A 12,637-nucleotide genomic window follows, 5' to 3' on the forward strand; every position below is an offset into this window, starting at 1 on the left:
ATTATATACCTTTCCCATTAAAAAATACAGAACTTTTTTCAAATTTTGCCTCAAAGGTGGCCTGGATAGACAGCTTCTTGAACTGCTTCATGTCAACGGAACCTACCATGACAGACGTATGGGCCTGGCAGCCTTTCAATTTTGGAATCTGGTCAAGAGCAAGCTGGGCAGTCTCGTCATTTGCAGCACTGACCGAAAGTGCAATCAATACTTCATCCGTGTGCAGACGCGGATTACGGCTGCCGAGATACTGAGTTTTCAGCTTCTGGATCGGCTCGATTGCATCCGGCGATATGACATGCAGCTCGTGGTCGATACCGGCCAGCTCCTTCAGCGCATTGAGCAGAAGGGCCGCGGATGCGCCCAACAGGTTAGACGTCTTGCCTGTAATCATACGTCCGTCGTGCAGCTGGAGAGCCGCCGCCGGTGATCCTGTCTCCTGGGCCCGCTGCAATGCGGCGTCCACGACCGGCCGGTCATGGACCGTGATGCCGGCCTGGTTCATGAGCATCTCTATCTTGTAAGCCTCATCATCCGGGCAGACACCGACGAGGAGGCGCCGGAGGGAATCGTAATAACGGCGGATAATCTCCTGGCAGGACGCTGCCTTGCACACATCATCATCGCAGATACAGTTGCCGGCCATATTTACGCCCATGTCGGTCGGGGATTTGTATGGGCTCTTCCCATAAATGCGTTCGAACATGGCGTTCAGCACAGGGAATATCTCTACATCGCGATTATAGTTGACTGTCGTCTTGCCGTATGCTTCCAGATGGAAAGGATCTATCATGTTGACGTCATTAAGGTCTGCGGTAGCTGCCTCGTATGCCAGATTGACCGGGTGCTTCAGCGGTATGTTCCAGATAGGAAATGTCTCAAATTTGGCATAGCCCGCGCTTATCCCACGTTTATGTTCCAGATAGAGCTGGGACAGGCATACCGCCATCTTTCCGCTGCCGGGTCCCGGGGCGGTGACGACGACGAGAGGCCTCGACGTCTCTATAAAATCATTTTTACCATATCCTTCATCGCTGACGATGAACGGTACATTAGAAGGGTAGCCGGATATCACATAATGCCTGTATACTTTTATACCCAGCTTTTCCAGCCGGTTTATAAACAGATCCGCACTGCTCTGCCCACTGTATTTCGTGATGACGACACTGCCTACGTAGAGTCCGTTTTCGCGGTAGGCGTGCATAAGCCGCAGGACGTCGGAATCATAAGTGATGCCAAGGTCGCCGCGGACTTTGTTTTTCTCGATATCCTCAGCGCTGATTACGATGATGATTTCCGCCTGGTCGGAAAGCTGCTTGAGCATGCGCAGCTTACTGTCCGGCTGAAATCCCGGAAGTACGCGGGAGGCATGATAGTCATCGAAAAGTTTTCCTCCAAATTCCAGATACAGCTTGTTGTCAAACTGGTCGATGCGCTCCCGGATATGGGCTGACTGCATTTTCAAGTATTTTTCATTGTCAAAACCTTTTTTCATTCGTAAATTCCCTCTTAATTCCTTTAAATTAGCTATCACATCAGTATAAGCAATCTCATTCCAAGTATACTACAAGATATAGGAAGTTTACAATCTTTTCATAATGTTTTTATTGATTTCTAAGTAGGCTGTCCGTATAATGAAAGAGTGATGCAGGAGGATAAAAATGGACAACCAGAATAATCAGAATAAGAATAATCAGGGGCCCGGCAATAAGAATAACAAGCAGGGTTTTTCCTTCATTATCTTAGTAACATTAATCACTACGATATTAGTGCTGGCGCTGTATCAGTTCCAGGGTTCCGCGGGATCCCAGGAGATCAGTTACGACCAGTTCCTGGAATACGTGGACGATAAAAAGGTGGAAGAAGTCATTATCAGCAGTGACAGAATCACTATAACGATGAACAAAGAGAAAGGTGCGCGTACAGCCAAGCAGTATTATACCGGCGTGGTGAGAGACGATACGCTGGCGGAAAGGCTGGACAAAGCCGGTGTGAAGTTCGGCCAGGAGATTCCGGACACGACATCTGCCGTGATACTGAATGTTCTTCTGACCCTGCTTCCGATAGCGCTCATCGTTGGCATGTTCGTCTGGATGACGAAGCGGATGTCAAAGGGCGGCGGCATGATGGGTGTTGGAAAAAGCAATGCCAAGATGTATGTGGAGAAGGAGACCGGCGTTACGTTCAAAGATGTGGCCGGGCAGGACGAGGCGAAGGAATCCCTGCAGGAAGTGGTGGACTTCCTGCACAATCCGGGCAAATATACACAGATTGGTGCCAAGCTGCCGAAAGGCGCGCTGCTTGTCGGCCCTCCCGGTACAGGAAAGACCCTTCTTGCAAAAGCTGTTGCGGGAGAGGCAAAGGTACCGTTTTTCTCGCTGACAGGCTCTTCCTTTGTGGAAATGTATGTAGGCGTGGGCGCATCAAGGGTGCGTGACCTGTTCAAGCAGGCACAGCAGATGGCGCCGTGTATCATCTTTATCGATGAGATTGACGCCATCGGAAAAAGCCGTGACAACCAGCTCGGAAGCAATGACGAGCGGGAACAGACGTTGAACCAGCTGCTGTCGGAGATGGACGGTTTTGACACGAACAAGGGTCTTGTACTCCTGGCAGCTACCAACCGCCCGGAAATCCTGGACCCGGCGCTCCTGCGGCCAGGACGTTTCGACCGCCGGATTATCGTGGAGAAGCCGGACTTGAAAGGCCGTGTGGATGTACTGAAAGTGCACTCCAAAGATGTAAGAATGGACGAGACCGTTGATCTGGAAGCAATTGCCCTTGCCACATCAGGAGCGGTAGGCTCTGATCTGGCCAACATGATTAATGAGGCGGCAATCAATGCTGTAAAGAATGGGAGAAACGCGGTGTCACAGGGCGACCTGTTCGAAGCGGTGGAAGTCGTTCTGGTCGGAAAAGAGAAGAAAGACCGGATTATGAGCGCGGAGGAGCGGAAAATCGTTTCCTATCATGAGGTCGGCCATGCGTTAGTCAGCGCATTGCAGAAAGACGCGGAACCTGTGCAGAAGATTACGATAGTACCTAGAACGATGGGCGCGCTCGGATATGTAATGCAGACGCCTGAGGAAGAGAAGTTCCTGAACACGAAGAAGGAGCTTGAGGCAATGCTTGTAGGCATGCTGGCGGGCCGTGCGGCAGAGGAAATCGTATTTGACACGGTGACGACCGGCGCTGCCAACGATATAGAAAAAGCAACGAACATAGCGAGAGCGATGATAACCCAGTACGGCATGAGCGAGAAGTTCGGACTCATAGGGCTGGAATCAATCCAGAACCGTTATCTGGACGGCAGAGCTGTAAGCAATTGCGGGGAGGCGACGTCTGCCGAGATAGACAGGGAAGTCATGGGCATGCTCAAGAGTGCATATGCAGAGGCCAAAAGGCTGCTGAGCGAACACAGAGAGTCGCTGGATAAGATAGCGGCATTCCTGATAGAGAAAGAGACGATTACCGGCAAGGAGTTTATGGAAATCTTCCATGATGTCGAAGGCATAGATCCTGAAATTGAGAAAAAGCCGGAAGAGAGGATCACAGTCAGAGAGACAGAGCCGAAAATTGAAGCGAAAGCAGAAGTTAAAGAAACGGCTGAAGCGAAAGAAGCAGAAGAATGATGGATAGGGGCCATGTCCCTTCCAAAAGGGGCCATACCCCTTTCGGAAGGGTCTGGCCCTTTTTTAAACCATTTAACTTTTGGCCGGAATATGGTATGATAATGTAGATTTGGAGCAGAGCCAAAGTGTAATACGGCACGGCTTCTGAATCGTGGACAAGACTGACAGGTAAGGAGACGGCAGACAGATGTTTGATATACAGGAAGAACTGAAAAAACTGCCCGGTAAGCCGGGTGTCTACATCATGCACGATGAAAAAGATGATATTATCTATGTGGGCAAGGCTATCAGCCTGAAAAACAGGGTACGGCAATATTTTCAGAGCAGCCGCAACAAGGGTATCAAGATAGAGCAGATGGTGACCCATATAGCCAGATTTGAATATATTGTGACAGATTCGGAACTGGAAGCACTTGTACTTGAGTGTAATCTGATCAAAGAACACCGCCCGAAATATAATACGATGCTTATGGATGACAAGAGCTATCCATTTATTAAGGTTACGGTGGATGAACCGTTTCCAAGGATAATGCTGGCCAGAAAGATGGTGAAGGACAAGGCGAAATATTTTGGCCCTTATACGAGTGCAGGAGCCGTAAAGGATACGATTGAACTTATCAGGAAGCTCTATAATATCCGCAGCTGCAGCCGGAAGCTTCCACAGGATGTGGGCAGGGAACGCCCGTGCCTGAACTATCACATCCACCAGTGCAAAGCGCCGTGCCAGGGCTACATATCCCAGGAAGAATACCGCAGATCGATAGACGAAGTTATCCGCTTTCTGAACGGCAATTATGACCTGATTCTGAAAGAACTGGAGGAGAAGATGCAGAGTGCGTCCGAGGCTATGGAGTTTGAGAAAGCTATCGAGTACCGGGAACTTCTGAACAGCGTCCACAAGATAGCCCAGAAGCAGAAGATAACTGACACTGCAGGAGACGACCGTGATATTCTGGCGGTTGCCACCGAGGAGGAAGATGCGGTCGTACAGGTATTCTTTATCCGTGGGGGCAGGCTGATTGGCCGGGACCATTTCTATCTGAGGATTACAAAAGGCGAGAAAGAATCGGAGATCCTGTCCAGTTTTATCAAACAGTTTTATGCCGGGACACCGTATATCCCGCCACAGCTTATGCTTCAGGAGGAGATAGAGGACGAGGAGGTCGTGGAAGAGTGGCTGACAAGGAGAAGGGGGCATAAAGTCCATCTGCGTGTGCCAAAGAAAGGCACGAAGGAAAAGCTCGTGGAGCTGGCTCAGAAGAATGCGGCTCTTGTACTGAACACGGACAAAGAACGTCTGAAACGGGAGGAAGGGCGTACCATAGGTGCGGTTAAAGAACTGGAAAAGCTGCTTGGACTGAAGGGCATTGTCCGCATGGAAGCATACGATATATCCAATACAAACGGATTTGCATCCGTCGGATCTATGATCGTCTATGAAAAGGGGAAGCCAAAACGAAATGACTACCGCAAGTTCAAGATAAAAGGCGTGCAGGGCGCGGACGACTATGCCAGCATGGAAGAAGTGCTTACGCGCAGGTTCGTGCATGGCATGAAAGAGATGGAAGAAGGTAAAGAGATGGGGAGCTTTACTGCGTTTCCAGATCTGATTCTCATGGATGGAGGGAAAGGTCAGGTAAATATAGCACTGCAGGTGATGGACAGGCTGCGGCTCAATATACCAGTGTGTGGGATGGTGAAGGATGATAACCACCGGACAAGAGGGCTGTATTATCAGAATATTGAGATACCGATAGAAAGGGATTCAGAAGGATTTAAGCTTATCACGCGGATTCAGGACGAGGCCCACCGGTTTGCAATCACATTCCACAGAAAGTTGAGAAGCCAGGGACAGGTACATTCGATTCTGGATGACATACCTGGTGTAGGTCCCGCGAGGAGAAAAGACCTGATGAGCCATTTCTCCAATCTGGATGCTATTAAAAATGCTACAGTTGAAGAGCTGGGCAGGCTGCCTTCCATGAATGAAAAATCAGCCCGTGACGTGTACAATTTTTTTCACTGATATGATATAATAGTTGCAAAGAAGGAAGACTGAGAAGGAAAAGGAGACTGCCATGGGGAATAAAGTAAAGATGAAGAAAATTGTCGAAAAGATGAATCTCCGGAATCTGACGCCGGATGTCGATTTGACAGAACGGGAAGTGGAGGTTCCGGACATTAACCGTCCCGCGCTTCAGCTGACCGGATTTTTTGAACACTTTGACTCTGACCGTGTCCAGATAATCGGGTATGTGGAATATACATTTCTTGAGACGCTGGATGCGAAGACGAAGGAACATATCTATGACACGCTGCTGTCCTACCAGATACCCGGCATCATCTTCAGCCGCGACCTCGTACCGGAGCCAATGCTTCTGGACAAGGCCAATGCCGCCCAGATTCCGATATTTTCAACAGAGAAGAAGACGTCTGAATTTACGGCGGAAATCATCCGCTGGCTGAATGTGGAGCTGGCTCCGTGTATTTCCATCCATGGCGTCCTGGTGGATGTGTACGGCGTAGGCGTGCTGATTATGGGAGAGAGCGGCATCGGCAAGAGCGAGTCCGCACTGGAACTCATCAAGAGAGGGCACCGTCTCGTCAGCGATGACGTGGTGGAAATCCATAAGGTCAGCGATGAGACGCTCGTGGGGACGGCTCCGGATATCACACGCCATTTTATCGAACTGAGAGGGATTGGCATTGTGGATGTAAAGACACTGTTCGGTGTCCAGAGCGTCCGTGAAACCCAGAATATCGATCTTGTCATTACGCTAGAGGACTGGAACAAAGAAAAGGAATATGACCGCCTAGGCATGGAAGAGGAATATACTGAATTTCTCGGAAACAAAGTCGTATGCCATCAGCTACCTATCCGTCCTGGACGTAATCTTGCCATCATCGTCGAGACTGCGGCCATCAACCACAGGCAGAAGAAGATGGGCTATAACGCGGCTCAGGAGCTTTACAAGCGCGTACAGCAGAATCTTACGAAGAAATAGGAGGGGTAATAAAGGATGCAGTATTGTTTTGGAGTAGATATCGGAGGCACGACTGTCAAGATGGGCCTTTTCAGAACAGAAGGCACGCTCGTGGATAAGTGGGAAATCAAAACCCGTACAGAAAACAGCGGAGAGGCTATCCTTTCTGATGTTGCCGCATCTTTGAAGGCGAAACTGGAGGAAAAGGAGATTGGACATCTGCAGGTTGCAGGAATCGGCATCGGAATACCTGCACCGGTGGATGACTTCGGTATCGTCAGGAATACAGCAAATCTTGGATGGGGCTATAAAGAAGTAAAGCGTGAGATGGGAGAGCTTACCGGCCTGAAGGTTAAGGCGGGAAATGACGCAAATGTAGCAGCACTCGGTGAGATGTGGCTTGGAGCCGGTAAGGGCCAGAAAAATATGATTATGGTTACGCTCGGCACGGGTGTGGGCGGCGGCGTCATCGTAAACGGGAGCCCGATTGTAGGAGAGCACGGAGCCGGCGGCGAGATAGGCCATATATGCGTGAATTATGAAGAGGATGATAAGTGCGGCTGTGGCAGCAGAGGATGTCTGGAACAGTACACATCCGCCACTGGAATCACAAGGCTGGCAAGACGCAGGCTGGCGGAGCAGAGTGGCAGTACGATGCTGAAGATGGAAAACCTGAGTGCGAAATCGGTCTTTGACGCATTGAAGGAAGGGGATAAGGTGGCGGAAGAAATCGTGGAAGAGTTCGGCACTTATCTCGGTCACGCGATGGCGAACCTGGCGGCAATCACTGACCCGGCAGTAATCGTTATCGGAGGCGGCGTATCCAAGGCCGGTGATATCCTGCTGGAATATGTGGAGAAGCATTTTAAGGAACGGGCGTTTTTTTCAAATAAGGAAACGAAGTTCGTCCTTGCGGAACTTGGCAATGACGCAGGAATCTGCGGGGCAGCAAAGCTGATAATCGGATAAGGCCCATTTTATTAATAAGAATTAATGTAGAGAAATAAATATTTAGTTTTCCTGCCAGTAGTATTGTCTACTGGCAGTTTTTCTGCTCTTATTTTTTTCTCAGAGAGAATTCTAATTCAGAGATTCCTTGGCTGCCGGAAATTTTGCTTTCCAGACATAAAAATATGCTCCGCCTTGAAATAAACAGTATTATTCATTTACTGTCTTATTTCAAGGAGAGCATATCAAATCAGTCATTTTTATTAGTTTAAGGGGTCACAGGAGGGGTGGTGCCGCCTCCGTCCCCCCCTCCGTCACCGCCACCGCCACCGGCAGGAGGAGTAGTCCCTCCATCGCCGCCACCGGCAGGAGGAGTAGTCCCTCCATCGCCGCCACCGGCAGGGGGAGTAGTCCCTCCATCGCCGCCACCGGCCGGAGGCGTCGGAGTGTTGTTCCCCCCGTTCGGATCTGTCGGAGTCGTGTTCGTATCCGGATTATCGGTTGTGTTCTCGTCGTCTTCCCCGTCATCCTTTGGTTCACTCGTATCTACATGGCCTGGACAGGACTCTGTCGGAGCCGTATCCTTCGCAAAATATTCAGTTATGCTCGGGCAGCCTGGCGCTGCAAGCTTTCCGGTCCTGGTACATACCGTTTTCTTCTCGATAGAATTCGGCATTTCAAAATCTTTGTATTCCAGATTCTCATGAATCCTGCTCATGATTCCGCGCCATATGCGGAAACGGAAGTTCAAGTCATAGCCGTTTACCTTGTTGTCGTCGTATCCGCCCCATACCGCACATGTGTAATATGGAGTAAAGCCGCAGAACCAGAGGTCTTTGTTCGAGTCTGTCGTACCTGTCTTACCGGCTACCGGCATGTTGCTAAGCCGGCAGGCTGTACCGGTACCACTCTCCACCACCGTCTCCATCGCGCTCGTAAGAAGGGCGGCCGTACTGTCCTTGATGGCAGTATGTGATTCTCCCGCACCTTCCAGCAGCACATTGCCGTCATGGTCAAGAATCTTCGTATATAGAGTCGGAGTGTTGTATACCCCGCCATTAGCAATTGCTGCGTAAGCAGCACAGAGCTGGTAGTTGTATACGCCATTGCTCAGTCCTCCGAGAACGAGCGTATCGTATACATCGTTCTGCGGATCCAGCGACGTGATGCCAAACTTCTCTTTACAGTAGTCATATCCCAGCTTCGGAGTCACCGCCTCAATCGTCTTGACCGCACATACATTGACCGACCATTGGATTGCCTCGCGCATCGTGATATCTCCGCGGTGCGTTGCACTTGCATTTTTAAGAGGCGTACCATCACGGTACGAATAGGGTTCGTCTTTTATAATCGTAGCCAGTGTCTGTCCGGCTGAATCGAGTGCCGGCGCGTAACCTGCCAGTATCTTGAAGGTTGATCCGGGCTGCCTCGGAGAACCGGTATATGCACGGTTCAGGCTCCGGCTCGTCGTCTTGGCACCGCGTCCGCCGACCATGGCCTTGATCTGGCCCGTGTACTGGTCCATGACAGTGACAGATGCCTGGGGCTGGGGAGAGATGTTGATATATTCATCATAAGCATCGCCCTCCTGGGCAATCGTCGCTTTCCATTCCTCAACCATAGCCCGCGCTTCGTCTTCACTCGAGTAGAGAAGCCCCTGCTCTTTGCCGTACGTCTCTTTTACATACTGTTTAATATTCCCGGAGCTGTAGTTTTCAACGGTTCCGTCTGCACGGGTAACGGTCAAAGCGTAGTCAAGCCCATATTCCTTTAATCCCGGGTAATTGGAGTCGTCATTCATCTCCTCGTCACAGATTTGCTGCATGGCAAGGTTCTGCGTGGAGTATATGCTAAGGCCTCCGCTGTATACGGCGTTGTATGCCTGCGTCTCTGTATAGCCGAGCTGGTCAATGAGATCCTGTGTTACCTGTTCGGCGAGCGCGTCGACAAAATAGCTGTAAGGCGTATCGTCCGTCTCAGAGTTGTTGACTGTCTGGATGCGGGAATATACATCATCCGCTTTTGCCTCATCATACGCTGCCTGGTCGATATAGCCCTGGTCGAGCATATTCTTTAATACTTTATCCCGGCGCTTTGCGTTGAGTTCCGGGTTCGTAATCGGGTTATAGTCCGATGGATTCTGTGTAATACCTGCGATTACCGCGCTTTCGGACAGAGTAAGTTCGGATACGTCCTTATTGAAATACCTTTTTGCCGCTGATTGTACACCAAGACAGTTCTGTCCGAGGTTGATCGTGTTCATATAGCTTTCCAGAATCGTATCCTTATCCATCTGCTTTTCGATGGCGACGGCCAGGTACTGCTCCTGGACTTTACGCTCCAGCTTATCCAAGAATGTCTTTTCTTCCGTAAAGTTAGGGAATACATTATTTTTAATCAGCTGCTGTGTAATGGTGCTGGCACCTTCCGAGAAGCTGCCGCTCGTCAGGCCTACTACGGCGGCTCTGGCGATACCCTGAAGGTCGATTCCGTTGTGATCGTAGAAACGCTCGTCCTCTATCGCGACGAACGCATGCTGGAGATCCTTCGGCACTTCGTCTATCTTCTTATATATACGGTTGGAACCCGAAGCGACAAAACGTTCTATCTCAGTCTTGTTATCATCGGCGTATACCATTGTGGTAAAGCCTTTTGGCTGTACATCAGCCGGGGATACGTCCGGGGTGTTGTCTAATATCTTCTTTAAAAACAGTCCGCCGCCGATGGCGCCGACGACCGCTACAACAAGCAGGCAGAGCAGAAATGCTTTAAAAAGTCTTACACCAACTCTTTTACCCTGCATGGTTGATTTGGACGTTATTTTCTTTTGCTTCTGCGAAGCTTTCTTTTTACCATAATTCATGAGTGTCTGCCTCCTTCATACCAAGTCATTATAGCAAATATAGGAATTGAAATAAAGAAAAAAATGAAAACTTCATATTTCAGTAGGAAAAACTTAAGAAATTCGCTATAGTATTAGTTGAACCAGTATGTAATATGAAAGAAAGGTGCAAATTATGACGACAGAGTATAAGACAGTGTATGAAGGCGGGGAAGGGGAAATCGTGGAGAAGAAATCCAGGTTTATTGCAGCAGTCAGGCCTGTCTCTGCGGAAGAAGAGGCTCTGGCCTTTATAGAATCCGTGAGAAAAAAAACTGGAATGCCACCCATAACTGTTTTGCATATGTGATTGGAGAGCGTTCAGAGCTGGCCCGCTGCAGCGATGACGGAGAGCCGAACGGAACGGCCGGCAAACCGATGCTCGATGTACTGCAAGGAGAAGAGCTCCGCAACACTGCCGTAGTAGTTACACGCTATTTCGGAGGTACGCTTCTTGGAACCGGAGGGCTGGTCCGCGCATACGCTCAGGCAGTGAAGGCAGGCCTGGCTTCTTCTGTAATTATAACCAAAATCCGTGGGGTTAAACTTCGTATCGGTACAGATTATACCGGTCTCGGTAAAATTCAGTACATTCTCGGCCAGAAAGGGCTTAGGATTCTCGACTCCGAATATGCGGACAACGTGAAACTGGAAGTGCTTGTGCCGGAGAATGCAGTTGAAGCGGTACGCTCTGACATCACGGAAGGAACAAACGGACAAGCGTCCATGGAAGAAGGAGAAAGGTGCTGGTTTGCGCAGATAGACGGCCAGCCTGTGGTACTGGAAGAATTCACAGACCGAGACAAGTAAAGCAGGCAGCCGATGTGGAAAGCAAAAAAACGGCACAGCCGAAGCTGTGCCGTTCCGTTGTTTTATTCTGCACTTTATTGGAACTCAGGCTCTATAAGGCCGAAGGTTCCGTTTTTCCTTCTGTATACTACATTTACTTCATCTGTCTCCGCATTGCAGAAGACAAAGAAGTCATGTCCAAGTAAATCCATCTGTATGCATGCATCCTCCGGATACATAGGTTTGATGCCAAAGCGTTTGGTACGAACGATTCTTACCTCATCATCATCTTCGGTGGTATATTCGCTTTCGAAAAATTCCTGGCGGAAGTTGCCGCCTTCCTGGTGTCTTGCAACCAGTTTATTCTTATATTTGCGAAGCTGGCGTTCGATTACCTCCTCTACCAGGTCAATAGAGACATACATGTCATTGCTTACCTGTTCAGAACGGATGATATTTCCTTTCACAGGGATAGTTACCTCAATCTTCTGACGTTCTTTTTCGACACTTAAGGTAACGATAATTTCCGTATCGGAAGTAAAATACTTCTCTAATTTCCCCAATTTGTGCTCTACGGTTTCCCTTAAGCCAGGTGTTACATCGATGTTCTTTCCGCTAATAATAAACTTCATGCTGTCCAACTCCTTTTCGACATAATTTCAGATGTTTATAGTCTGACAATTTGGCTTTCAACTAAGAATCTATCTGATATATGTAGTATAACATGTTTGGACACTAATGTATAGAACGTATTACTTCAATTCTTGAAATTTTTCCTTCATGCATCTTGGCAACTCTGAGACCAAAATCCGAAAAGTACACGCATGCGCCGACGCCGGTCTCTATACTATACTCTTCAAACTTCTGTTCGATAACGCTGAGCAGGGTCTCGTTCTGTTCGTGAGGTATGCTGATGCCGAGAATCTTGTTTACCGTCTTCACTCTTGTGCTGGCACGGAAGACAATCTCGTCAGCCACGTCAAATTCGCAGAACAGGTATTTGCGGGTGGCAAAAAGCACCGCAATGGCACAGACGCCGATGAGGCTGCTCCAGATAGAAGAGTGGTCGATGATAATCTGCCTTGCGATGGCAAATAGCAGCACTTCAAATACAGTGTTGGGCGTATGGTAGTACATCATACGTATCAGCTCAACTCCGATGATCAGATTAAAACAAGTCTCGAGCAGATCGTCATAGTTCGGCCACACCTCAAGATTCGGTATGTGCACCATCGATACCGCCATACGCAGGCAGAGCAGGATGATGCCGAGCGCCAGCATGACGGAGATAAAAAATTCCAGTGTTACAGCAAGTCGTTTTAAAAATTTAGCGACGTAATGCTTCATATGTTTCCCCCTTTAGGCCGGTTTTCATCGTACGCAGAGCATACCGGACAGAGTCT

8 protein-coding genes and 1 pseudogene are annotated in these 12,637 nt (G+C 49.2%); 5 read left to right on the forward strand and 4 right to left on the reverse strand.

Annotated features, from left to right (window positions below; translation table 11 throughout):
- Position 1: 1 nt before the first annotated feature.
- A complete protein-coding gene (locus tag HMPREF0980_RS01570) occupies positions 2-1,495 on the reverse strand; it encodes a DUF1846 domain-containing protein (protein WP_049727406.1) in 1,494 nt (497 codons plus the stop codon).
- A gap of 166 nt (positions 1,496-1,661) precedes the next feature.
- Here HMPREF0980_RS01570 and ftsH point away from each other — a divergent pair, with 166 nt between their 5' ends.
- From ftsH to HMPREF0980_RS01590, 4 genes are all read left to right on the forward strand, one after another.
- Positions 1,662-3,632: an ATP-dependent zinc metalloprotease FtsH gene (gene ftsH / locus HMPREF0980_RS01575; protein WP_049727407.1), complete on the forward strand. Its 1,971-nt coding sequence runs from the start codon at positions 1,662-1,664 to the stop codon at positions 3,630-3,632.
- A 187-nt stretch (positions 3,633-3,819) separates the two neighbouring features.
- The gene (uvrC, locus tag HMPREF0980_RS01580; protein WP_049727408.1) at positions 3,820-5,658 is read left to right on the forward strand and encodes an excinuclease ABC subunit UvrC; all 1,839 of its coding nucleotides are present in this window, start codon (positions 3,820-3,822) and stop codon (positions 5,656-5,658) included.
- Positions 5,659-5,710: 52 nt separating this feature from the next.
- A complete protein-coding gene (hprK, locus tag HMPREF0980_RS01585; protein ID WP_049727409.1) occupies positions 5,711-6,637 on the forward strand; it encodes an HPr(Ser) kinase/phosphatase in 927 nt (308 codons plus the stop codon).
- Positions 6,638-6,652: 15 nt separating this feature from the next.
- Complete coding sequence (locus HMPREF0980_RS01590) at positions 6,653-7,585, forward strand: ROK family glucokinase (RefSeq protein ID WP_049727410.1); 933 nt, start codon at positions 6,653-6,655, stop codon at positions 7,583-7,585.
- A gap of 247 nt (positions 7,586-7,832) precedes the next feature.
- Here the strand turns inward: HMPREF0980_RS01590 and HMPREF0980_RS01595 are convergent, their stop codons facing one another.
- The gene (locus HMPREF0980_RS01595; protein ID WP_049727411.1) at positions 7,833-10,427 is read right to left on the reverse strand and encodes a transglycosylase domain-containing protein; all 2,595 of its coding nucleotides are present in this window, start codon (positions 10,425-10,427) and stop codon (positions 7,833-7,835) included.
- Between the two features lie 154 nt (positions 10,428-10,581).
- Here HMPREF0980_RS01595 and HMPREF0980_RS01600 point away from each other — a divergent pair.
- Positions 10,582-11,255, forward strand: a pseudogene (locus HMPREF0980_RS01600) (YigZ family protein).
- Positions 11,256-11,329: 74 nt separating this feature from the next.
- Here the strand turns inward: HMPREF0980_RS01600 and hpf are convergent.
- On the reverse strand, positions 11,330-11,866 hold the full coding sequence (gene hpf, locus HMPREF0980_RS01605) for a ribosome hibernation-promoting factor, HPF/YfiA family (protein WP_049727412.1): 537 nt from the start codon (positions 11,864-11,866) through the stop codon (positions 11,330-11,332).
- Between the two features lie 103 nt (positions 11,867-11,969).
- The gene (locus HMPREF0980_RS01610) at positions 11,970-12,581 is read right to left on the reverse strand and encodes a transporter (RefSeq protein ID WP_049727413.1); all 612 of its coding nucleotides are present in this window, start codon (positions 12,579-12,581) and stop codon (positions 11,970-11,972) included.
- Between the last annotated feature and the right edge of the window lie 56 nt (positions 12,582-12,637).

This window comes from Dorea sp. D27, from assembly GCF_001185345.1.
GTDB lineage: Bacteria > Bacillota > Clostridia > Lachnospirales > Lachnospiraceae > Extibacter.

Excerpts from the sequence above, each read along its gene's own strand:
- HMPREF0980_RS01570 (WP_049727406.1), bottom strand. The coding sequence starts at position 1,495 with ATGAAAAAAGGTTTTGACAATGAAAAATACTTGAAAATGCAGTCAGCC.
- ftsH (WP_049727407.1), top strand. The coding sequence starts at position 1,662 with ATGGACAACCAGAATAATCAGAATAAGAATAATCAGGGGCCCGGCAAT.
- uvrC (WP_049727408.1), top strand. The coding sequence starts at position 3,820 with ATGTTTGATATACAGGAAGAACTGAAAAAACTGCCCGGTAAGCCGGGT.
- hprK (WP_049727409.1), top strand. The coding sequence starts at position 5,711 with ATGGGGAATAAAGTAAAGATGAAGAAAATTGTCGAAAAGATGAATCTC.
- HMPREF0980_RS01590 (WP_049727410.1), top strand. The coding sequence starts at position 6,653 with ATGCAGTATTGTTTTGGAGTAGATATCGGAGGCACGACTGTCAAGATG.
- HMPREF0980_RS01595 (WP_049727411.1), bottom strand. The coding sequence starts at position 10,427 with ATGAATTATGGTAAAAAGAAAGCTTCGCAGAAGCAAAAGAAAATAACG.
- hpf (WP_049727412.1), bottom strand. The coding sequence starts at position 11,866 with ATGAAGTTTATTATTAGCGGAAAGAACATCGATGTAACACCTGGCTTA.
- HMPREF0980_RS01610 (WP_049727413.1), bottom strand. The coding sequence starts at position 12,581 with ATGAAGCATTACGTCGCTAAATTTTTAAAACGACTTGCTGTAACACTG.